This window comes from Xanthomonas arboricola pv. populi, from assembly GCF_002939945.1.
Taxonomy (GTDB): domain Bacteria; phylum Pseudomonadota; class Gammaproteobacteria; order Xanthomonadales; family Xanthomonadaceae; genus Xanthomonas; species Xanthomonas arboricola_A.
Map to the genome: position 1 here is coordinate 69,649 of NZ_MDEB01000007.1, position 22,201 is coordinate 91,849.

The following is a 22,201-nucleotide window of genomic DNA, read 5'->3' on the forward strand; positions in this document are numbered from 1 at the left end:
AGACGCCTTTGCCGGCGTCATGGCAGCGGCTGACGTTCGACGCGTTGTTCGATTGCACCGAAGATGCTGGCGCCATCGGCGGAGAACATCTCGATCCGCACCACGTCGCCGAAGGACAGGAACGGCGTACTCGGCGCACCGTCGCGCAGGGTTTCCACCACGCGCTGTTCGGCAAAACACGAGGCCCCGAGCGTGGTGTCCTGGTTGGCGATGGTGCCGGAGCCGACGATGGTGCCGGCCGAGAGCGGCCGCGTCATGGCGGCGTGGGCGACCAGCTGGGCGAAGTCGAACTGCATGTCGTTGCCGGCTTCCGGCGCGCCGAACCAGGCGCCATTGACGTGGGTGACCAGCGGCAGGTGCACCTTGCTGTCGCGCCAGGCCTCGTCCAGCTCGTCGACGGTGACGAACACCGGCGACAGCGCCGAACGCGGTTTGGATTGCACGAAACCGAAGCCCTTGGCGAGCTCGGCCGGGATCAGATGACGCAGCGACACGTCGTTGATCAGGCCGACCAGCTGGATATGCGCGGCGGCCTGCTCGGGCGAGGCGCCCATCGGCACATCGTCGGTGATCACCACCAGCTCGGCTTCCAGATCGATGCCGTGGTCTTCGTTGATCACCTTGATCGCATCGCGCGGGCCGTAGAAACCGGCGCTGGTGGCCTGGTACATCAGCGGGTCGGTGTAGAAGCTCTCCGGCACCTCCGCATCGCGCGCGCGGCGTACGCGCTCCACGTGCGGCAGGTAGGCGCTGCCATCGACGAACTCGTAGGCGCGCGGCAACGGGGCCGCCAGCGCCTGCAGATCCAAGTCGAACACGCCATCGGCGCTGCCCTCGTTGAGCGAGGCCGACAAGGCATTCAGGCGCGGCGCGACATTGCTCCATTCTTCCAGCGCGCGCTGCAACGTGGGCGCGATGCCGGTGGCGCGCACCGCGGTGCGCAGGTCGCGCGCGACCACGATCAGGCTGCCGTCGCGGCCGCCTTCCTTCAAGGAACCTAGCTTCATGACCGTCCTGTGCTGTGGCTGATCGGCCGATTGTACGGCCTGCCGCAACACTGGTTGCAAATGAAACAACTGACCCGTAGCCCAACCGATGAACTCGCCTTTTGTGCAGCGCGCCAAACGCGCGTACACTGGCCCGGTCTGCATGCGGCCGTCCGTTTCCCTTAGGGACAGCCGGCGAGGCCAGGATCGATCGATCCGCTCGCCCGCCCCACCCGACGCCTTTCGTGGTGCCGACAAACCCATCGCTTCTTGATTGGGTTGTTCCACCATCTCGCAGCGCGGTTCACGGGAACGCTCCGAGCCTCACCTTTTTTCATCTGCAATGCGTTTGCGCTCCGGGCCTGTCCTGGCGGCAACGCTTTACTTGGAGCTTCCTGATGTCTTTTGAATCCCTGGGCCTGGCGCCCTTCCTGCTGCGCGCGTTGGCCGAGCAGGGCTACGAAACCCCCACTGCGATCCAGCAGCAGGCGATCCCGCTGGTGTTGGCGGGTCATGACCTGCTGGCCGGCGCGCAGACCGGTACCGGCAAGACCGCCGCGTTCGGCCTGCCGCTGCTGCAGCACCTGGGCACCTCGCCGCAGCCGGTCAACGGCCCGCGCAAGCCGCGCGCGCTGATCCTGACCCCCACCCGCGAGCTGGCCACCCAGGTGCACGACAGCCTGCGCGGCTACAGCAAGTACCTGCGCATCCCGAGCGCGGTGATCTACGGCGGCGTGGGCATGGGCAACCAGCTCGATACCCTGCGTCGTGGCGTGGACCTGCTGATCGCCTGCCCGGGCCGGCTGATCGACCATATCGAGCGTCGCAGCGTGGACCTGTCCGGCATCGAAGTGCTGATCCTGGACGAGGCCGATCGCATGCTCGACATGGGCTTTTTGCCGTCGATCAAGCGCATCCTGACCAAGCTGCCGCGCCAGGACCGTCAGACCCTGCTGTTCTCGGCGACGTTCGAAGAGAACATCAAGCAGCTGGCGCTGGAGTTCATGCGCAACCCGATGCAGATCCAGGTCACCCCGAGCAACACCGTGGCCGAGAGCATCACCCACCGCGTGCACCCGGTCGATGGCGCGCGCAAGCGCGATCTGCTGCTGCACCTGCTGGCGCAGGACAGCCGCGAGCAGACCCTGGTGTTCGCCCGCACCAAGCACGGCAGCGACAAGCTGGCGCTGTTCCTGGAGAAGTCCGGCATCAAGACCGCGGCGATCCACGGCAACAAGAGCCAGGGTCAGCGCATGCGTGCCCTGAGTGACTTCAAGGCCGGCCGTGTGACCGTGCTGGTGGCCACCGACATCGCCGCGCGCGGCATCGACATCGACCAGCTGCCCAAGGTCATCAACTACGACCTGCCGATGGTGGCCGAGGATTACGTGCACCGCATCGGCCGCACCGGCCGTAACGGTTCAACCGGTGAGGCGATCTCGCTGGTGGCGCAGGACGAAGCCAAGCTGCTGCGCCAGATCGTGCGCATGCTGGGCCGCGACGTGGAAATCCGCGACGTGCCGGGCTACGAGCCGCAGACCCCGATCCGTTGGGGCAATAGTGCGCCGGGTCGTGCCGAGCAGCCGGGTGGCGATCGCGCGCCGCGCAAGAGCCACGCCCGTCGTCCGCATGGCGATGCACCGCGTCAGGCGCATGCGCATGCCGGCCCGAAGAAGCCCGGTGGCCAGCGCAGCAGCGGTCCGCGTCAGGCCGGTGTTGCTGCCGGTGCCGGCGCAGGCCGTCGCGATGGCGGCCGTGGCGGTCAGCGTCCGAGCGGTACGCGCTGAATCCTGCGCACCTGTTTGGCCGGCGCTTAGGCGTAGGTTGAACTGAAAGAAAAAGCCGCCCTTCGGGGCGGCTTTTTTGTGGGCGTGGCGCAGACGATGTGGGCGCTGGAGTGCAAACAAAACTGCGCGCAGACCTCGCGAACGCAGTGCGTCGCTCCCCTAGCCTTCGATCAACGCGGTATTGCGATCGATCGCCTCGCGATACCGCTCCAGCACCGCGGCGGTCTGCACGATATAGGCGCTCAGATCCTCCCAGCGCCGGTCTTCCAACGCTTCGCGGATGCCGGGCAAGGTCTTGACCTCGTAACCGGTGGCCAGGCCGGGTGCGTAGATCAGGTTCCGGTACCACGGCCGCCCCGGCAAACCGCCTTCGGCCAGCAGGGTCTGGTCGATGCGCTGCAGCGAGGCATTGAGCTTGCCGCGCACGCGTGCATCCAACGCGCCGCCGCGCGATGCCAGTGCATCGTCATAGCGTTTGGCACTGGTTTGCAGGCGGGTAATGGCCTGATCCAGTGCGGCGAAGTCGATCTGTGGCACCGCGGCTTTCGGCTCCGGTGCGCGTTGCGGCCGGTTCGGGTTGTCGACGGCCGCGTAGGCGCCGGCCTGCAACAACTCGGCTTGGGTGCGTGCGGCGGTGCGATCGCTGTCGGCCTGCTGCTTGAGCTCCTGCGCGTAGCCGGCCACCGCGTCGGCAAAGTCGCCGAAACGCTGCGGCAACACCGGTGCATTTGCCACGCGCAACACGGTGCGGCCTACGGTCTGCGACAACAGCGGCAGATAGCTGAAATCCGGATCGATGTAGCGCGCGAAGTAATCGTAGGAGTCGTACAGCGAGTGATAGACACCACTGCCGCCGCCCTGCCCGCCATAGCCCAGATCCAGCGTGGTCAGCCCCAGATGCTGCAGGAACGGGCTGTAGTCGCTGCCCGAACCGAGCGCCTTGAGCGGCACATCGCCACCGGCCGCGACCTGCCTGGCGATGTCTTTCTGCGCCGGCTTGGCGGTCGGCGCCAGGGCATCGATGCGCGCACGTGCACGTTGCCGTTCGAGCACGCTCACGCCGCTGTCGGGGTCGCGCAGATCCGCCGCCACGCCGTTGACCAGCCGCTGCAATGCATGGCTGCCGCCGGCATTGAGAAAGCCGCGACCGTTGCCGTCGGTGTTGACGTACAGCACCGCCTTGCGGCGCAGTTCGTCGGCGTGCTGTTCGGCCCATTCGGTGGAGCCGAGCAGGCCGGCCTCCTCGCCATCCCAACTGGCGTAGACAAGCGTACGCTTGGGGCGCTGCCCTTGCCTGGCCAGTTCGCCGATCGCCTTGGCTTCGGCCAGCAAGGCGGTGGTCCCCGAGAGTGGATCGGCCGCACCGAACACCCAGCCGTCGCGGTGATTGCCGCGCACCACCCATTGGTCCGGATACTCGCTGCCACGCAGGGTGGCGATGACGTTGTAGATGGTCTGGCTGCCCCAGTCCGCATCGACCTTGAGATGCACACGTGCGGTGTCGTCGCCGCCGATGCGGTAGGTGATCGGGAGGGCGCCGCGCCAGTCCTCCGGTGCCACCGGCCCGCCCAGGGCAGCCAGCAAGGGTTGCGCGTCGCCCCAACTGATCGGCAAGGTCGGGATCTTCAACACGCTGCCGGCCTGGTCGATCCTCAGGCGTTTGGCGCCCTTGCTGGCGCCGACGCCCGGGGTCAGCGGATCGCCGGGATAGATCGCGAAATTGGCGACCGAGCCGCGCTGCACGCTCCACTGATTGCGCGCCGGGCCATCCGGATAGGCCCGATCCTGGAAATACCCGTCGTCGCGCGGATCGGAATAGATGATCGCGCCGATTGCGCCGTGCTCCTGCGCCAGCCGCGGCTTGAGCCCGCGCCAGCCCTTGCCGTAGCGGGCGATGACGATCTTGCCGCGCACGTCCACGCCGTTGCGCGCCAGCGCTTCGTAGTCTTCGGCGATGCCGTAATTGACGTAGACCAGATTGCCGGTGACATCGCCATTGCCGCCGTAGATCACATACGGCGGCAGCACGTTCTCGGTCTGGGCGGAGGTGCTGTCGCCCGGCAGCGGCGGCTCCTTCAGACGCGCGACATACGGGTTGGCCCCGAGCAATTCGAGCTGCGAGCTCCTGGGCGAGGGCCACATCACCTCGAAGGTTTCGATGCGCGCATCCCACCCATAGGCGCGCAGGCGGTTTTGCAGATCGCGCGCATTTTCCAGGTTGTGCGGCGCGCCGACATGGTTCGGTGCCGACGCCCATTGCTTCAACCAGCCACGATAATCGGCGTCCTTCAGGCCGCTATCGAGACGCGCTTCCAGCGCGCGTTGCGCCTGTGCCGCAGCGGTGTCGTAACCCGGTAGCGCAGCGGGTTGGGCCACAGGTTGGGCAGCAAGGGAAGGCGCGACAAAGGCCAGGGCGAGCAGCCAGGCATGCGGCGAAGAGGTCATCGGAGTTCCTTGAGTAATGTCCGGGGGGGCGACAGCGATTGGGTTGAGACAGGACGCCGGCGAGCACGCAAGCACCATCGCACAAGCGTGCACGCGCCATGCGTGTGCCGATCAGAATCGATAGTCCAGGCCCACGGTGAAATAACGCCCACGCAGGTCGTACTGGGTGAAGTCGTAAGGCGCGCGAATGCCCGGGAACGATGCATCGACCGGCGGCTGCTTGTCGGCCAGGTTCTCGATCTTTGCGTACAGGGTGAGCTTGTCGATGCCGGTGTAACCCAGATACAGATCGAACTGGTTGTAGTCGCCCACGCGCGACTGCACGGCACTGGCCGCCGCGCTGGCTTTCTGGTCGTAGCCACCGATGTAGTACCAGGTCAGTGCGGCGCTGACGGTGCCCCGGTTCCAGTCCAGCGTGGTGGTCGCCTTGTTGCGTGGCAACGACGGGCCGAGATTGCTGCCGGCGTAATCCTGCAAGGGGCCGCCGACCACGGTGGGGCGGCGGTAATCGCGCACATGGGTGTAGGCGGTAGTGAGCCCGAAGTTGCCGGCCGCTTCGGTGCGCCAGCGCTGGCGCAGTTCCACATCGATACCCGAGGTCGTCAGCTCGCTAAGGTTCTGATAGCGGTTGTACACCGCCACCAGCGTGCCGCGCTCGTTACGGATGACGTCGGCCGGGTCGTTGTTCTGCACGATGGTGGCGTTGTTGCCGGTGCCGACCAGATTCTCCAGTTCGATCTTGTACCAGTCCACGCTCAGGCTGGTGTCGGCCCACGGCGACAGCACCACGCCAAGGTTGTAGCTGCGCGTGCGCTCGGGTTCGAGCGCGGTATTGCCGACGGTGAAGAAGGTCGGGTTCTGGCGCGAGCCCGGCACGTCCGGATCGAACGGGTCGACCACCGAGCCGTAGGAGATGTTGGTGCTGGCCGCATTCTCCGACAACGACGGTGCGCGAAAGCCGCGCGAGGCGGCCGCGCGTACCAGCACGGCATCCAGCGGCTGCCAGCGCAGGCTGGCCTTGGGCGAAAACGCCTCGCCGAAATCGCTGTAATGATCGCCGCGCCCGGCCAGTTGCAGTTCCAGCGACTGCAGCAACGGCAGGTTGACCTCGGCATACAGCGCCGACACCTTGCGCTCGCCATCCACCGCGGCAATGGCGGGGCGGATCTGCAGGCCTTGGTCGATCTGCCAGGGATTGCGCGAGACCAGCTCTTCCTGCCGCCACTCGGCGCCGGCGGCGAACCCGACGCTGCCGGCCGGCAGCTCGAACAGGTTGCCGGACACTTTGGCATCGACACCGCGCAGCGTCGATTGCGCCGGGCGCAGCGTGCTGAGGTTGATGCCGTCGATCACCGACTGCGGCGTGGCGGACGGGTCGAGCAGGTTGTAGCTGCCGTCGGCCAACGCCTGCGCCAAGGCAAAGCGATTGGCGAAACCGCCGGAGACGGTCTCATGCTCGGTGCTGCGCGCGGCGAACGCCGCCGCTTCCCAATCCCAGCGCTCGGTCTTGCCGCGCACGCCGCCGAGAAAGCGGTACGACTGCGAGCGATTGGTTTTGACCGTCTGGCCCAGGTCGAAGAAGGTGTATTCGATCGGCACCGCGGTGCTGTACGGGTTGTACGGGCTGGAGGCCGGCAGCAGGTTGGAGACCGGCTCGGCCAGCCCGCTGGTGGCGTTCAATGCAAAGCGTCCGCCCTCCAGGGTGAAGTACGGGCTGGAGCCGAAGATCGACACGCCCTTGACCTCGCTGTAGAGCGCCTCGCCGAACGCTTCGACATTGTCGCTGAGCCGGAAGGTGGCGTTGGTGTAGGCCTGATAGCGCTTGGTCGAGGGGATCAGCGTGGTGAACGGGGCCTGGTTGAAGCCGCAGGTGTCGCCGGCCAGGCCGTCGATCGGTGCGCTGGCGGTCAATACCGTCCCGGCGGGGCAGTTGCCTTGCGCATCCAGCATCGGCACCGAGCGGCCACCGACCAGGTAACGCGCGCCCTTGGCCGACCAGCCGTTCCAGCGCCCGCCGGGCAGGTCGGTGTAGATGCCCGAGCGGGTCAGCGCGCGCTGGTCCTGATCCAGCCGATCGCGGTTGTAGGCGTCGAAACTGAAAAGGATGTTGTAGCCGTCGCTATCCAGGTCGCCGACGCCGCCGATGAACTTGGCACGCTGGGTGTCCATGCCGCCCTGATCGGAGGTGCCGCCGCTCAAGCCCAGCTCGGCACCCTGGAAATCCTGCCGGGTGATGATGTTGACCACGCCGGCCACCGCATCGGAGCCGTACACGGCAGAGGCGCCGTCCTTGAGCACCTCGATGCGTTCCACCGCCACCAGCGGCAGCGCGTTGAGGTTGACGAAGGTGTCGCCCAGGCCATTGGCAGGAAAACCGTAGTTGGCCAGGCGGCGTCCATTGAGCAGCACCAGGGTGTTCTTCTGCGACAGCCCGCGCAGGCCGATGCCCGCCGAGCCGGAGGCCCACCCGTTGTTGGTGGTTTCGTTGGTGGCGTTGCCGGTGTTGGCGGAGATCGCGCGCAGCGCGTCGGCCACGGTGACCTTGCCGGACTGCTCCAGCTGCTGGCGGTCGATCACCTGCACCGGATTCGGGCCTTCGCTATCGGTGCGCTTGATGTTGGAGCCGGTGACGCTGACGGTGGCCAGGGTCTTGCCCGTGTCGGGTGTCGCGTCGTCGGCATGGGCGAGGGGAATCAGCGCCGACAGAACGGCAGCAGACAGCAGATAAGGCATCGGGCGCTTCACGCACGGCATCCATGAATGGGGGGTGTTGCAGTGGGCCATGCGTGATCGATTAACAAAAATTACAGATCTGCATAGAGATATGACGCGCTGTGACACACGCCGATGGCCAGACGCGGTAGGACATGCGTCGGGCCACATGTGACCGGGTGTGGCGCTCCGGCGCAGTGCGGCCAACCCGTGTTGTGGGTGCCACGCGATCGCGCCAATACGCTGTGTCGCCGCGATCGGGGCAGCCCGGCAGGCACCGGCGCACTTACAATGGCGCGCATGGATATCTTCAAAGTCTTTACGCTCGAAGCCGCGCACCGGCTTCCCAATGTGCCGCCCGGCCACAAGTGCGCCCGCTTGCATGGGCACTCGTTCCGGGTCGAGCTGCATGTCAGCGGCGACCCCGGCGCCGAGACCGGCTGGATCATGGATTTCGGCGACATCAAGGCCGCTTTCCAACCGATCTACGACCGCCTGGACCACCATTACCTCAACGACATCGAGGGACTGGAGAACCCGACCAGCGAGCGGCTGGCGATCTGGATCTGGCAGCAGCTCAAGCCGGCGCTGCCGCAGTTGAGCGAGATCGTGGTGCATGAAACCTGCACCTCCGGCTGTCGTTACCGCGGCTGATCGCGCAGCGCAGTCGTGTGACGCAAGGCCGCCTGCTGGGCGGCCTTGTCGTTTTTTCGGCATGGATAGTTGATTGATTCCAAAAGGCTTTGCAGGCGATTTCGGAAATTTTCAGCAAACGTGTTGCATCGCAGCAACAACCGCGTATGCTGCAACGCAACAAACGGTCACAGCATTCCCCAAGGGGTTCGCAATGTCGGCGCAGTTCGAAAACGGCTTCAACAGCTTCGCTTCCGCAGCGGCACGCGCCAACCAGTTGGCGATGGAACACGCAGAAAACGCGTTTGGCCTGCAGCTGAAGACCCTCGAACGCAACGTCAGCGCGACCACCAGCTTCTTCGGTGAGTTTGCCAAGGCCCGCGACCTGGGCGCTTACCAGACGCTCTGGCCGAAGGGGCTGCAGCTGGCCCGCGACAACCTGGAACGTCTGGCCTCGGTCAATCAGGAAGTGGTCGGATTGGGATTGAAGGCATCCGATGCGCTCGGCCAACTGGCCAAGCAGCAGTTCGGGGCCAACAGCGAGCAGGCAGCGAAAGGCAAGACCCGGCGCACGTAAGCGCCAACAAAAAAATTCAGCGTCTTTGCATGGGTCCCTCCCCCCATGCAATCCGGCCCGACAGATCCCTCCCTCTGTCGGGCCTTTTTATTGTCTGCGCATTGCGCGTGTTGCCAACTCGACCAGGCGGTGACGGGACGCAGGCATGCACTGGAAACGCAGGGAAGCCGGGCGAGTACCCGGCGGCGCGCAAGACTCGGACGGCGTCTGGCGATCTTGGTACCGGAGCGCCCCGCGTTGAAGCGGTCGCCAGATAGCCAACGTCACTCAGAACGGCAGCTGCAACCCCAGTGACTGCGCCGCGGCATCGGCGCCCGGCCGCCAGGCGATCCGGCCCCAGTACGGCATCGCCAGGCGCTGGCGCAGCATGCCGATGTTCTCCTCGATGCGCTCCATCTGCGGGTCAACCTCGTTGGCGATCCAGCCAACGCAGTCCAGCCCGTCGGCAGCGATCGCCGCGGCGGTCAGGCGCGCGTGATTGATGCAGCCCAGCCGGATGCCGACCACCAACACGACCGGAAGCGCGAGCGCGCGTACCAAATCGGCCTGGTCCAGATCGGCGCTCAAGGGCGCGGCCCAGCCGCCGACCCCTTCCACCACCACCACCTCGGCATGCGCGCGCAATTGCGCGAAGGCCTGGGCGATCGGCTCCAGCGACAGGGTCACGCCGACGTCGGCGGCGGCCAGTTCCGGCGCCAGCGGTGCCGGCAAGGCATAGGGATTGAGGGTGGCGTAGTCGGGTTGCGGGTCGCTGGCGGCCTGCAGCGCCAGCGCGTCCTCGTTGCGCCAGCCGTGCGGCGTGCGCTCGCAACCGCTGGCCACCGGCTTCATGCCTACCGCCGTGTGGCCCCGCTTGCGTAGTGCGTGCAGCAGCGCGGTGCTGGCCATGGTCTTGCCGATGCCGGTGTCGGTGCCGGTGACATACAACGCCGGAAGCTGCATGCGTGTGTTCCTGCGGCCGCGCCGCGGTTGCCGTGGGGGCGCGCAGCATAGCGTGCGGATCCGAACGCGCGGCTGAGTCGCAGTGCCGCTGCGGATGGCCGCTGCTAAACTTCGGCCATGTTCGCCACCTCTTCGCTGACCGGCAGCAAGCCGGAACAATACGCCCAGCTCACCGCCCAGGCCCAGGCACTGGTGCATGGCGAGCCGGATCGGATCGCCAATGCCGCCAACCTGGCCGCGCTGATCTTCACCTCGTTGCCGTCGCTCAACTGGGCCGGCTTCTATTTCTACGACGGTCGCGAGCTGGTGGTGGGGCCGTTCCAGGGCTTGCCGGCCTGCGTGCGCATTCCGCTGGACAAGGGCGTGTGCGGCGCGGCTGCCAGTACCCGGCAGAGTCAGCGCATCGCCGACGTGGAGGCCTTCCCCGGGCATATCGCCTGCGATTCGGCGTCGCGCTCGGAGCTGGTGATTCCGCTAGTCAGGGGCGATGCGCTGATCGGCGTGCTGGATCTGGACAGCCCGCAGCTGGATCGCTTCGACGCCGACGATCAGCGCGGCCTGGAAGCCATTGCCCAGGTTTTTGTCGGCGCGTTGACGTGACCACCGAACGGCTGCGCAACATCGGCCCGAAAAGTGCGGCCTGGCTGCGCCAGGTCGGCCTGCGCACACAGCAGGATCTGCAGGCGGTGGGCGCGGTAGGTGCATTCGTCAAAGTGCGTCGCGCCGGCTTCAAGCCCAGCCTCAACCTGCTGTACTCGCTGGAAGGTGCGTTGACCGACTGCCATTGGCAGGACGTACCGGAAGCGCGCCGGCATGCCCTGCTGGCCGAATACGAAGCGGCCAGTGCGCTGTTGCCGGTGCGCGGCCGCGCGGTCGGTGGGCCGGTGGAGACCGTGCACTACGCACGCGCCGACAACGACGACACGCACGGCGACATGGGCGAAGCAGACGACACTGCGGACCTGAGCGAGACGCGCGACGATTGAGCGCCTGCGCCGAAGTTGTCACCGCTGCATGCGCGTGGCGCTAGCGCGGCGATCAACAACAGCGTGCTTGACGATGTCTAGAGCGGTCTATCTTCGATCGCTTGCTTGATGGCGCGTCATCAACGCGTCGCTGCATCGCGTAAGGTTGGCGCCAGCGATGCGCCCAGCGTCTGGCCATGGCTGAGGCCGGGCAGCGGTTGGTACTCGGCGGTGAGACCGGGTAACGCCGACAGCAGCGCTACGAGATGTTGTGCGGCGTGTGGATCTGCACGCGGCCGCGCCGGACGATCCGGTTTTGCAGGGTTCCCCGGTACTCCGCCCTCGCCTGCCATCAGTGTCAGACGACGCCTGGATGGCTGCGTGTCTGCCGAAACTTCCCGTGCATGGTCGACCACACGCTGCGCCTGCTGCACGACAAACCCATCGCCCCACCACAGCGACGGATCGACCGCGACGTAGTGCTGAAACAGCTGCGGCTGCGTCAGCAACACCTGCAGCACGAACAGCCCGCCGTAGGAATGGCCCCATAGCGTCTGCCGCTGACGATCCACCGCCACGCGCGCCTCCACCTGCGGGCGAATGCCTGTTGCGATCAGCTGCGCGAACGCCGCCGCACCGCCGGTTCTGCGCTGCGGGTTGAGCGGATCGGTTTCCACCCGCCCGTCGCTGTAGCGCGCCGGCGTGTAGTCCAGGCTGCGCCCCACCGCATCGATGCGCAATGCGCTGTCGTCGGAGACGAACACCAGCACCGGCGCATCGCCGTGGGTGGACAGGCTGTCGAGCAGGCGCTCATCCAGTTCCATCAATGCCGCGTTGCCATCCAGCAGATACACCACCGGATACCCCGCAGCCGGTGGCGCAGCGTTGGGCTTGGCAATGCGCACACGGTAATGGCGCTGACCATCGGCCGCGTCCAGGCGCAACGCGCTGAAGACATACGAGGCACTGGGACGATCGGCGACGGTGCTGCCGATCGTGCGGCTCAGGTCCGGCTGTGCGAACGCCGGCACAGCGCCGGCGATCCACATCAGCACACCGACACACGCAAGCCGCCAACGATGCGGTCGGGTCATTGCACTCTCCTCATGCGGCGCCCACGTTCGCACGCAGCGCCGCATCGCTGTCAGAAACCGAAACTCAGGCTCGCCCAATACGCGCGACCGGGTTCGTTGTAGGTAGCCGCACCCGCCGCACCGCCGGTGTTGTTGGTGCCCTCGCGGAACAGGCGGGTGTCGAACAGATTGTCCACACCGACGCCCACGCTGACCTTGCGGGTGATGCGGTAACGCGCACTGACGCCCCACAGATCGTAGGGGTCGCGGGAGTCGGGGGCGATGGCGCCGCCGCTGGTGCTCGATTGCGTGGCCGATTCCTGCTTGCCGTAGAACGTGCCGGTGAGCAGCAGCGACAAGGCCGGGGTCGGTTGCCAATCCAGCGTGGTGTTGACCGTGTATTCCGGGATCACCGACAGCGGCTGATCGGTTGCGGTGTTCTTGTTCTCGATCATGTAGGTGACATTGGTATTCCACTTCAACACGCGGCCCTGCTCGCCCAGCAGCGGCAGGGTGAGATTGCCTTCCACGCCCTGCACGACCGCTTCCGATGCGTTGGTCCACTGGAACACCTGCCCGCGCCCGTCGACCGTGACGCCGACCGGCACCATGCCGGCAACGATCTTGTCGTCGTAAGCGTTGTGGAAGTACGTCAGCGAGGCGTGGTGACCGGTCTGCGGTGCCCACTCGATGCCGATCTCCTTGTTGATGCTGGTCTCCGGATCGAGATCGTCGTTGCCCTGGATATAGCAGCCCGAGCCGAGACTGGGGAACAGCACCGGGCAACCATTGCCGCGCGTGTAATACAGATAATTGGCGTTGGACTGGTACAGATTGGGCGCCTTGAAGGCGCGTGCGATGCCGCCCTTGAGCAACCAGTCTTCGTTGAGTTTGTATTGCACGTTGAGGCTGGGGCTGAGGTTGTTGCCGAACTGGCTGTGGTGATCCAGTCGCACACCGGGCGTCAGCGTCAGCCGCTCGCTGGCGTAGATGTTGTCTTCCAGATACATCGCGCTGAGCGTAGCCTCGCTGCGCGGGCTGCGCGTCCCGTTGGCAAGACCGGGGAAGCCGCCGCCGGCGCTCACCGCCTGCGACATCGAATACGCATCGCTGAGGCGGCTCTGGCGGCGCTCGAAGCCCAGCGTCAGCACCTGCTCGGCCCAGGCCTGCAACGGCATGTTGAACTCGCCGTCGATGTTGAGATTGTCGAGCGTGGCGGTGGAATCGAGCAGGCTGGCGGCAATGGAGCCTTCCGGTCCGCCGGCCAGGCCTTCGTTGAGGCGGGTATTGTCGGTGCCTTCGTAGGCGGCTGTGAGGCGCGAGGTGCCGAGCGCCCAGTTGCCGCGATGGGTCAGCGAGGCGGTGCGGCGGATCATGGTGTTGGTTTCGCTGCCGAACAATGCGCCCAGGTCGGCACCGGCCAGGCCATCGGTGCTGACCGCACGATCGCCAGCGTACAGATTGCCCTGGCGGCTGAAGCCGGCATCGAGTTCGATCACCTGGCCTTCCATCGGATCCCAGCGCAGCAGGCCGTTGATGTCCTTGTTGCGCACGCCCTCGCGCCCGGCCGGCGGCACCGCAGCGGCACTGCTGGCAAAACGGCGATTGAGATCCAGCGAATCCGGATCGGTCTTGTTGAGGTTTCCATACAGGCGGAACGAGAACGTGTCGGTCAGCGGCCCGCTGAGCTGGAACCCGGCACGCTGGCCGCCGCCTTCGGCACCGTGCTGCGGCACCAGGCCGAACATGCTCATCGAGCCGGTCAGATCGCCGGTCGGCTTCTTGGTGATGATGTTGACTACGCCGCCGGAGGCGCCGGAGCCGTAACGTGCCGCGGCCGGGCCGCGCAGCACTTCGATACGCTCCACCGCTTCGGCCGGCACCCAGTTGGTGTCGCCGCGCGTATTGCGCTCGCCGCTGCGGCCCATCCGCACCGCATCGCGCGATCCCACTGGCCTGCCATCGACCAGAATCAGCGTATTTTCCGGGCCCATGCCGCGCAGATCGATCTGGCGATTGTTGCCGTACTGGCCGGAGGCGCTGTTGCCGGTGAGATTGACGCCCGGCATGGTGCGCAGCAACTGCGACAGATCGTTGACCGGTGGGCGCCGTTCGATGTCCTCGGCGGTGATCACCGATGAACCCAAGGCCTGGCGTGCGATCTGCGCGGCGGTGACGTGCACGGTGTCCAGCGACTGCGGCTCGGCTGCGTCTTCGGCCGATGCGCTGCAGATGCAGCTGCCGCAACCGAGCGCAATGGCCAGCACCCGCTGACGGTGGGACAACACGGGACGACGTGCAGGCGCAGACATCCATGACCGGCGTGATGCGGACATTCTCAAACCTCTCGACAGGAGATGGACCTCTGGCGATGGCTTGAGGTGACACGATGGGCTGATGCATGCAGCGCCACGCCCGACGCACGTGCGCGACGCTGACGCAGTCAAGCGTGTCCTCGCATTCTACACAGATGCGATTCATTCTCAAATCGAAGTGCTGCGCTGGCGCGGCCCTATGGGGCGTTGCAGCTTCGGGCAGCTCATACGCCACCAATGACGCGCACGGGTCGAGGTAGCTGTACGCGACAGCTGGCTGACGATGCTGTTATCGCGCGAAAGACCTTCATCCAGGGCGACAAACGCAGCCAGCCGACGGTGGTGTTCGTTGCTGCAGCCGTGTGGACGACGCCTGCACGCCACGCTGGCACCACTGCGTGCCTTACTTCAATGCAAGCAATTGCCGCATGTCATCGACAATGGCCACGGCACCGGCGCTCTGCACATCGAAGCCGCGCAGATAGCCGTAACGCACCATCGCCAGCGGCATGCCCGCGGCGTTCGCAGCGGCCGCATCGGTGGCCGAATCGCCGACCATCAGGCACTGCTGCGGTGTGTGCCCGAACTGCATGGCCAGGTGCAGCAGCGGCGCCGCATCGGGTTTGCGCTGCGGCAGCGAATCGCCACCGAGCACGCTGCTGAAATGCGCAGCGATGCCCAGATGCTCAAGCAGCGGCGCAATGAAGCGCGCGGGCTTGTTGGTGCACAGCGCCAGCGTGGCGCCGGCCTCGCGCAGGCCGGCCAATGCCTCGGCAACACCGGGATACAGCTGCGGGTTGTGCAGCAGGCTGGCCTGGTAGTGACGCATCATCACCGGCATCTCGGTATCGGCATCGTGCGTGCCGCCGGCTTCGCGCAGGGCGGTGGCGAGCAGCACGTGCACGCCTTCGCCGATCCAGTTGCGGATCGTCGCCTCGCTGAACTGCCGCAGCCCGAGTTCCTGCAAGGTGGCGTTGAGCGCTTCGGCGATATTGGGTGCGCTGTCCACCAGCGTGCCATCCAGGTCGAAGATCACCAGCGGATACGGAAACATGCGCACGGTCTCGTTGGGGAGCGGCCTGCAGTGTACGAGCTGCAGGATTCAGGGCGCGTCACCGTGGCGCGATGCGAACGACCGATGCAAGCGTCGATGCCTACATGGCTGCAGTCATCGCTGCATGCAACACGCCGTAGCCGCGGCGCGGCAGGCATGACGCGTCGCACTCACTGCGCCTGCGGCATCTCGCCAAACAACTCGCCCTGCACCGCGCCCTCTTCCGCGTCGCTGAAACCGCTCAATCCCACCCCGACCAGGCGATAGCGCGTGTCGTCGGGCAACTCCACGCGCCGGGTCAGCGCCAGCGCGATCTCCGCCAATGCCTCCAGCGAGGCCGGTGGCTGATCCGGCGTGTACGAGCGGGTCAGGATGCGGAAGTTGGAGGTCTTCAACTTGAGAACCACGGTGCGCCCGATGCGCTCGGTACGCCGCGTGGCCAGCCAGGTCTTTTCGGCCAGGCGCAGGATGTGCGGATCCAGTGCCTCCAGCGCGATGTCCTCGTTGAAGGTATCTTCCGAGGACACCGACTGCACCTCCTGATCCGGCTCGACCGGGCGTTCGTCGATGCCGCGTGCGCGGCGGTACAGGCTCTGTCCGAAGCTGCCGAAATGCGCCTGCAATTCTTCCAGGGGGCGCAGCCGCAGATCGGCCACGGTGACAATGCCCAACGCCGCCAACTTGCCATCCATCACCTTGCCCACGCCGGGAATGCGGTTGACCGGCAGCGGCAGCAGGAACGCATCGACACGACTGGGCGCGATGACGAACTGCCCGTCGGGCTTGCGCCAGTCCGAGGCGATCTTGGCCAGGAACTTGTTCGGTGCGATGCCGGCCGATGCGGTGAGCTGGGTTTCCTCGCGGATCTGGGTGCGGATCAGTTGCGCGATTTCGGTGGCCAGCTGCATGCCGGTCTTGGCCTGCGTGACATCCAGATAGGCTTCGTCCAGGGACAGCGGCTCGACCAGATCGGTGTGGCGATGAAAGATCTCGCGCACCTGCCGCGACACCGCCTTGTAGCGCACGAAATCCGGCGGCACGAACACCGCATCCGGACACAGACGCTCGGCACGCAGCGCCGGCATGGCCGAACGGATGCCATAGGTGCGCGCCTCATACGAGGCCGCGCACACCACCGAGCGCGCGCCTCGCCAGGCCACCACCACCGGCTTGCCGCGCAGCGATGGATCGTCACGTTGCTCCACGGACGCGTAGAACGCATCCATGTCCACGTGCACGATCTTGCGCATCAAGCTGGCATCTCTCCGAAAGCGTACCGGCAATGATAAATCAGCCGCGTCTCACGCCTTGCGCCGCGCCGGGGCGCCAGCCCGGGCGCGAACGGACGCAAGCGCTGGCGGAACGCGCGCAGCGTCTGTCCCTGCGCTGCTCCACGCCGAGCAGGCACGTCTGACCACGTCTGGCTGGATGCTTCACCTGCGTTGAATCCTGTCTGCACGACGCGCGTGCCGCACTGCGCAATGGGGCTGAAAACAGCACGCATGCGTACGGATAAAACGTTTGATTGAACCGCGCGCCCTCATGCACCCTTGCCGGCCTCGCCTTTCGCTTCTTGCAGGAAACGTTCGTCATGACTCGTCAAAGTGCGTACTCGCGCGACCAATTGCTGGCCAGCGCGCGCGGGGAATTGTTCGGACCCGACAGTGCCCGCCTGCCCAACGACCCGATGCTGATGTTCGACCGCATCACCGAGATCAACGACAGCGGCGGCGCGCATGGCAAGGGCCTGATCCGCGCAGAACTCGACGTGCGCCCGGACCTGTGGTTCTTCGGCTGCCACTTCATCGACGACCCGGTGATGCCCGGCTGCCTGGGCCTGGACGCGATGTGGCAGCTGACCGGCTTCTTCCTCACCTGGATCGGCGCAGCAGGCCGCGGCCGCGCGCTGGGCTGCGGCGAGGTCAAGTTCACCGGCCAGGTGTTGCCGAGCGCCAAATTGGTCAGTTACGAAATCGATATCAGCCGCGTGATCAACCGCAAGCTGGTGATGGCCCAGTCCGATGCACGCATGCTGGTGGACGGGCGCGAAATCTACACGGCCAACGATCTGCGCGTGGGCATGTTCACTTCAACGGAGAATTTCTGATGCGTCGCGTCGTCGTCACCGGAATGGGCATCACGTCCTGTCTGGGCAGTGATCTGGACACCGTCTCCAGCGCCTTGCGCGAGAGCCGCTCGGGCATCACCGCCTTGCCCGATCATGCCGAGGCCGGCCTGCGCAGCCAGGTCGGCGGTGCGGTGGCGCTGGATCTGGACAGCCTGATCGACCGCAAGCTCAAACGCTTCATGGGCGATGCCTCGGCCTACGCCTATCTGGCCATGCGCGATGCGATCGCCGATGCCGGGCTGGATGCCGAGCAGGTCAGCGACCTGCGCACCGGCCTGATTGCCGGCTCCGGTGGCGGGTCCAGCCAGTGGCAGGTGGAAACCGCCGATCTGCTGCGCAACCGTGGCGTGCGCAAGGTCGGCCCGTACATGGTGCCGCGCACGATGTGTTCGTCGGTCTCCGCCTCGTTGGCGACCGCGTTCAAGATCCGCGGCCTGAGCTATTCGCTGTCGGCCGCGTGTGCGACCTCGGCGCATTGCATCGGCGCGGCCGCGGACCTGATCCGGCACGGCGCGCAGGATGTGATGTTCGCCGGTGGCGGCGAAGAACTGCACTGGACCATGAGCGTGATGTTCGATGCGATGGGCGCGCTGTCCACCGGCTTCAACGATCGCCCCGCCGTGGCCTCGCGGCCCTACGATGCGCAACGCGACGGCTTTGTCATCGGCAGCGGCGGCGGCATGCTGGTGCTGGAAGACTACGACCACGCCATCGCACGCGGCGCACACATCCATGCCGAATTGCTCGGCTATGGCGTGACCTCCGATGGCGCCGACATGGTCGCGCCCAGCGGCGAAGGTGCGGTGCGCTGCATGCAGATGGCCATGCAGGGCTTGAGCCAGCCGATCGATTATCTCAACACCCACGGCACCTCTACCCCGCTGGGCGATGTCACCGAGCTGGGCGCGGTGCACGAGGTGTTCGGCGACAACGTCCCGCCGCTGTCCTCGACCAAGGCGCTGTCCGGCCACTCGTTGGGTGCCGCCAGCGTGCACGAGGCAATCTACAGCCTGCTGATGCTGCGCGACGGCTTCATGGCCGGCTCGGCGCATATCGATGCGCTCGACCCGCGCGCCGAAGGCTTCCCGATCCTGCACGAAACACGCGCCGCCACGTTGAACACGGTGATGTCCAACAGCTTCGGCTTCGGCGGCACCAACGCGGCGCTGGTGTTCGGCCGGGTGTGACGGTGCGGCGCTGAGCGCCGCACGGAATTGGGAATTGGGAGTTGGGAATTGGGGATCGGTGTGCGGAGCGATCGCTCTTGCCACTCCCCAATCCCGATTCCCCACTCCCGGTTCAGCCGGCCATGCCGTTGTGCCGCAACAGCGCGTCGATGCTCGGCGCACGCCCACGGAAGGCGCGGAAATTGTCGGCCGCGCTGCGGCTGCCACCACGCGACAACACTTCATGGCGGAAGCGCGCGCCGGTATCGGCCACCTGTTCGGGTGCTTCTTCGAACGCGGCGTAGGCATCGGCGCTGAGCACTTCGGCCCACTTGTAGCTGTAGTAACCGGCCGCGTACCCGCCGGCGAAGATGTGGCTGAACTGGTGCGGGAAGCGATTCCACGCCGGCGGGCGATTGACCGCCACCTCGTCGCGCACGCGTTCGATCAGCTGCAGCACGTTGTCCTGGGTCGGGTCGAAGCTGCTGTGCAGCTGCATGTCGAACAACGCAAATTCCAGCTGACGCACGGTGAACATGCCGCTCTGGAAATTGCGTGCGGCCAGCAGCCGGTCGAACAGGTTGCGCGGCAGCGGCTCGCCGGTCTGCACGTGCGCGGTCATCGCCTGCACGCGCTCCCATTCCCAGCAGAAGTTCTCCATGAACTGGCTCGGCAGTTCCACCGCGTCCCATTCCACGCCGTTGATGCCGGCCACGCCCAACTCGCCGATGCGCGTCAGCAACTGATGCAGGCCATGGCCCATTTCATGGAACAACGTGGTGACTTCGCCATGCCGGAACGTGGCCGGCGTATCGCCACTGCCACGGCCGAAGTTGCACACCAGATACACCAGCGGCGTCTGCACGCCGTTGGCGGTGTCGCGGCGGTTGCGGCAATCGTCCATCCACGCACCGCCACGCTTGCCTTCGCGCGCGTACAGGTCCAGATAGAACTGGCCGACCAGCGCGCCCTGCGCATCTTCCAGACGATAGAAGCGCACATCCGCATGCCAGACCGGCGCGCTATCGGGCTTGACGGTCAGGCCATACAGGCTGTGGATCACATCGAACAGGCCGGCCAGCACCTTCGCCTCGGTGAAGTACTGCTTCACCTCCTGCTCGGAGAAGCTGTAGCGCGCCTGCTTGAGTTTTTCGCTGGCGTAGGCCAGATCCCAGGCCTGCAGTTCGTCCAGGCCCAGCGCATCGCGTGCGAAGGCTTCGAGTTCGGCGCGATCGCGTTGCGCATACGGCTTGGCGCGCGCCGCCAGATCGCGCAGGAAACCCATCACTTCATCGGGGCTTTGCGCCATCTTGGTGGCGACCGAATACTCCGCGTAAGTGGCAAACCCGAGCAGCTGCGCCAGCTCGGCGCGCAGGGCCAGGATACGATCGATATTGGCGCTGTTGTCCAGCGCGGCATCGCCGAACTCGGAGGCGCGCTCGGCGTTGGCGCGATACAGCCGCGCGCGCAACTCGCGATTGTCCGCATCGGTCTGCACCGGCAGATAGCACGGCATCTGCAAGGTGAGCTTCCAGCCCGGTACGCCGTCCTTTTCCGCGGCAGCGCGTGCAGCGGCGACCACTTCGGCCGGCAGGCCGGACAGCTCGGCTGCATCTTCGCTCACATACGACCATGCATCGGTGGCATCGAGCACGTTCTGCGAAAACTTGGCGGCCAGTGCGGACAACTCTTCCTGGACCTGCGCAAACCGCGCCTTGGACGCGTCATCCAGCTCGGCACCGCCGAGGCGGAAATCGCGCAGTGCGTTTTCCAGCACCTTGCGGCGCGCGGCGTCGTAGTGCGCCGCTTCCGGCGCGTCGGCCAGGGCCTTGTACTGCGCGTACAGCGCCAGGTTCTGCGCCAGCGCGCTGCCGAAGCGACTGAGCTTGGGCAGGTTGCTGTTGTAGGCCTCGCGCAGCTCCGGCGTGTTGACCACCGCCTGCAGATGGCCGACCTGGCCCCAGGCGCGCCACAGCCGCTCGGTGGCATCGTCCAGCGGCACCACGAAGCTGTCCCAGCTGACCGGGCTGACCTGCTCGGCCGCCTTCACCGCGGCCTCGGCGTCGGCCAGCAATTGATCGATCGCCGGGCCCACGTGCTGGGGGCGGATCGCATCGAAGGACGGCAGTCCGGACAGGTCGAGCAGCGGGTTGGTCATGGGGCGCTCCGGCAATGGACTGGATCAGGAATCAGGGTGAGGGGCTGGCAGACGGTGCGATACGCAACGGTTTTGCCAGCGGCTCACAGGATATGGCGGTCATTCCAGTGCCGCACAAGGCAGCGCCGGCAAGTCGCCGCCGTCGACGGCGATGGCAATGGCCGCATCGCTGTCGGTGACGTCGATGTCGCGCGCCACGTACCAGGCCGGGTCGTAATAGCTGTGCGCATAACGCTCGCCGGCATCGCACAGGATGGTGACGATGGAGCCGCTGCGGCCTGCCTGGCGCATGCGCTGGGCGGCCTGCAGCACGCCGACGAAGTTGGTGCCGGTGGAACCGCCGACGCGGCGGCCGAGCGTGGCGCTGACATGGCGCATGGCGGCCAGGCTCAGGGCGTCGGGCACCTTGATCATCACGTCCACGCAGCTGGCGATGAAGCTGGATTCCACCCGCGGACGGCCGATGCCTTCGATGCGCGAGCCGCCGGTGATGGCCAGCTCCTTGGGGCACTGTCCGTCCACTGCGCGGCAATAGCCGTCGAAGAACACCGACACTTCCGGGTCGGCGCACAGGATGCGGGTGGCATGGCGCCGGTAGCGCACGTAGCGGCCAAGCGTGGCGCTGGTGCCGCCGGTGCCGGGGCTGCAGACGATCCAGTCGGGAATCGGATGCGGCTCCTCGGCCAGCTGCTTGAAGATCGATTCGGCGATGTTGTTGTTGGCGCGCCAGTCGGTGGCGCGCTCGGCGTAGGTGAACTGATCCATGAAATGGCCGCCGGTCTCGCGCGCGAGCTGGTGCGAGGCGCTGTCCAGATCGCAGGCACGTTCGACCAGGTGGCAGCGGCCGCCCTGGAATTGAATCGCGGCGATCTTTTCCGGCGAGGTCGAGGCCGGCATCACTGCGATGAAGGGCACGCCCAGCAGCCGCGCAAAATAGGCCTCGGAAATGGCGGTCGAGCCACTGGACGCCTCGATCACCGGCCGCCCGGCACGCAGCCAGCCATTGGTCAGCGCGTACAAAAACAGCGAGCGCGCCAGCCGGTGCTTGAGACTGCCGGTGGGGTGGCTGGACTCGTCCTTGAAATACAGGTCGATGCCCGGAAAGCCCGGCAGGTCCATCGGAATCAGGTGGGTGTCGGCCGAACGGTTGAAATCGGCTTCGATCTTCTGGATGGCGGCGGCCACCCAATGGCGCTGCGACATGGCAGGACGGTGCGGCGAAGGGAACGCCAATTCTACCGCTGCCAGGCGCGCGGCCAC

Annotated in this window: 17 protein-coding genes; 7 read left to right on the top strand and 10 right to left on the bottom strand. The window is 66.3% G+C overall.

Going from position 1 to position 22,201, the window contains the following annotated elements; translation table 11 throughout:
* Positions 1-17 precede the first annotated feature (17 nt).
* Positions 18-1,076 (bottom strand): fumarylacetoacetate hydrolase family protein, encoded by a 1,059-nt coding sequence (locus XaplCFBP3123_RS16960; protein ID WP_172453338.1) that lies wholly within the window; start codon positions 1,074-1,076, stop codon positions 18-20.
* A gap of 308 nt (positions 1,077-1,384) precedes the next feature.
* Here XaplCFBP3123_RS16960 and XaplCFBP3123_RS16970 point away from each other — a divergent pair, with 308 nt between their 5' ends.
* Entirely contained in the window at positions 1,385-2,773 is a 1,389-nt protein-coding gene (locus tag XaplCFBP3123_RS16970) for a DEAD/DEAH box helicase (protein ID WP_016900971.1), read from the top strand.
* A gap of 159 nt (positions 2,774-2,932) precedes the next feature.
* Here XaplCFBP3123_RS16970 and XaplCFBP3123_RS16975 read toward each other — a convergent pair whose 3' ends face one another.
* On the bottom strand, positions 2,933-5,218 hold the full coding sequence (locus tag XaplCFBP3123_RS16975; protein ID WP_104535098.1) for a transferrin receptor-like dimerization domain-containing protein: 2,286 nt from the start codon (positions 5,216-5,218) through the stop codon (positions 2,933-2,935).
* A gap of 111 nt (positions 5,219-5,329) precedes the next feature.
* A complete protein-coding gene (locus XaplCFBP3123_RS16980; RefSeq protein ID WP_172453339.1) occupies positions 5,330-7,951 on the bottom strand; it encodes a TonB-dependent receptor domain-containing protein in 2,622 nt (873 codons plus the stop codon).
* A gap of 279 nt (positions 7,952-8,230) precedes the next feature.
* Between XaplCFBP3123_RS16980 and queD the strand changes: the two genes are divergently transcribed.
* Both queD and XaplCFBP3123_RS16990 read left to right on the top strand, forming a co-directional pair.
* Complete coding sequence (queD, locus tag XaplCFBP3123_RS16985) at positions 8,231-8,584, top strand: 6-carboxytetrahydropterin synthase QueD (protein WP_104535270.1); 354 nt, start codon at positions 8,231-8,233, stop codon at positions 8,582-8,584.
* A 193-nt stretch (positions 8,585-8,777) separates the two neighbouring features.
* Positions 8,778-9,140 carry a phasin family protein gene (locus tag XaplCFBP3123_RS16990; RefSeq protein WP_104535100.1) on the top strand — a complete coding sequence of 121 codons (363 nt, stop codon included), beginning with the start codon at positions 8,778-8,780 and terminating at the stop codon, positions 9,138-9,140.
* A gap of 267 nt (positions 9,141-9,407) precedes the next feature.
* On the opposite strand, the gene bioD is transcribed toward XaplCFBP3123_RS16990, so the two are convergent.
* Positions 9,408-10,082: a dethiobiotin synthase gene (bioD, locus tag XaplCFBP3123_RS16995; RefSeq protein ID WP_104535101.1), complete on the bottom strand. Its 675-nt coding sequence runs from the start codon at positions 10,080-10,082 to the stop codon at positions 9,408-9,410.
* Positions 10,083-10,199: 117 nt separating this feature from the next.
* Between bioD and XaplCFBP3123_RS17000 the strand changes: the two genes are divergently transcribed.
* The gene (locus tag XaplCFBP3123_RS17000; protein WP_104535102.1) at positions 10,200-10,682 is read left to right on the top strand and encodes a GAF domain-containing protein; all 483 of its coding nucleotides are present in this window, start codon (positions 10,200-10,202) and stop codon (positions 10,680-10,682) included.
* The gene (locus tag XaplCFBP3123_RS17005; RefSeq protein ID WP_104535103.1) at positions 10,679-11,068 is read left to right on the top strand and encodes a TfoX/Sxy family protein; all 390 of its coding nucleotides are present in this window, start codon (positions 10,679-10,681) and stop codon (positions 11,066-11,068) included. Before XaplCFBP3123_RS17000 ends, XaplCFBP3123_RS17005 begins: the two co-directional genes overlap by 4 nt.
* A 119-nt stretch (positions 11,069-11,187) precedes the next feature.
* Here XaplCFBP3123_RS17005 and XaplCFBP3123_RS17010 read toward each other — a convergent pair whose 3' ends face one another.
* The 4 genes from XaplCFBP3123_RS17010 to dinB form a co-directional block, all read right to left on the bottom strand.
* A complete protein-coding gene (locus tag XaplCFBP3123_RS17010; protein WP_104535104.1) occupies positions 11,188-12,096 on the bottom strand; it encodes an alpha/beta hydrolase in 909 nt (302 codons plus the stop codon).
* Positions 12,097-12,191: 95 nt separating this feature from the next.
* Positions 12,192-14,432: a TonB-dependent siderophore receptor gene (locus XaplCFBP3123_RS17015; protein ID WP_104535105.1), complete on the bottom strand. Its 2,241-nt coding sequence runs from the start codon at positions 14,430-14,432 to the stop codon at positions 12,192-12,194.
* Between the two features lie 406 nt (positions 14,433-14,838).
* Positions 14,839-15,489 (bottom strand): phosphoglycolate phosphatase, encoded by a 651-nt coding sequence (locus XaplCFBP3123_RS17020; protein WP_104535106.1) that lies wholly within the window; start codon positions 15,487-15,489, stop codon positions 14,839-14,841.
* A 170-nt stretch (positions 15,490-15,659) separates the two neighbouring features.
* On the bottom strand, positions 15,660-16,739 hold the full coding sequence (dinB, locus tag XaplCFBP3123_RS17025; RefSeq protein ID WP_104535107.1) for a DNA polymerase IV: 1,080 nt from the start codon (positions 16,737-16,739) through the stop codon (positions 15,660-15,662).
* A gap of 341 nt (positions 16,740-17,080) precedes the next feature.
* Between dinB and fabA the strand changes: the two genes are divergently transcribed.
* Entirely contained in the window at positions 17,081-17,596 is a 516-nt protein-coding gene (fabA, locus tag XaplCFBP3123_RS17035; RefSeq protein WP_039522501.1) for a 3-hydroxyacyl-[acyl-carrier-protein] dehydratase FabA, read from the top strand.
* On the top strand, positions 17,596-18,804 hold the full coding sequence (fabB, locus tag XaplCFBP3123_RS17040; protein WP_104535109.1) for a beta-ketoacyl-ACP synthase I: 1,209 nt from the start codon (positions 17,596-17,598) through the stop codon (positions 18,802-18,804). The genes fabA and fabB overlap by 1 nt, the downstream gene beginning before the upstream one ends.
* A gap of 112 nt (positions 18,805-18,916) precedes the next feature.
* Here fabB and XaplCFBP3123_RS17045 read toward each other — a convergent pair whose 3' ends face one another.
* Together XaplCFBP3123_RS17045 and XaplCFBP3123_RS17050 are read right to left on the bottom strand one after the other, a co-directional pair.
* Positions 18,917-20,941 carry a M3 family metallopeptidase gene (locus XaplCFBP3123_RS17045; protein WP_104535110.1) on the bottom strand — a complete coding sequence of 675 codons (2,025 nt, stop codon included), beginning with the start codon at positions 20,939-20,941 and terminating at the stop codon, positions 18,917-18,919.
* Positions 20,942-21,040: 99 nt separating this feature from the next.
* Positions 21,041-22,144, bottom strand: a complete 1,104-nt coding sequence (locus XaplCFBP3123_RS17050) for a PLP-dependent cysteine synthase family protein (RefSeq protein WP_104535111.1) — start codon at positions 22,142-22,144, stop codon at positions 21,041-21,043.
* Positions 22,145-22,201 lie beyond the last annotated feature (57 nt).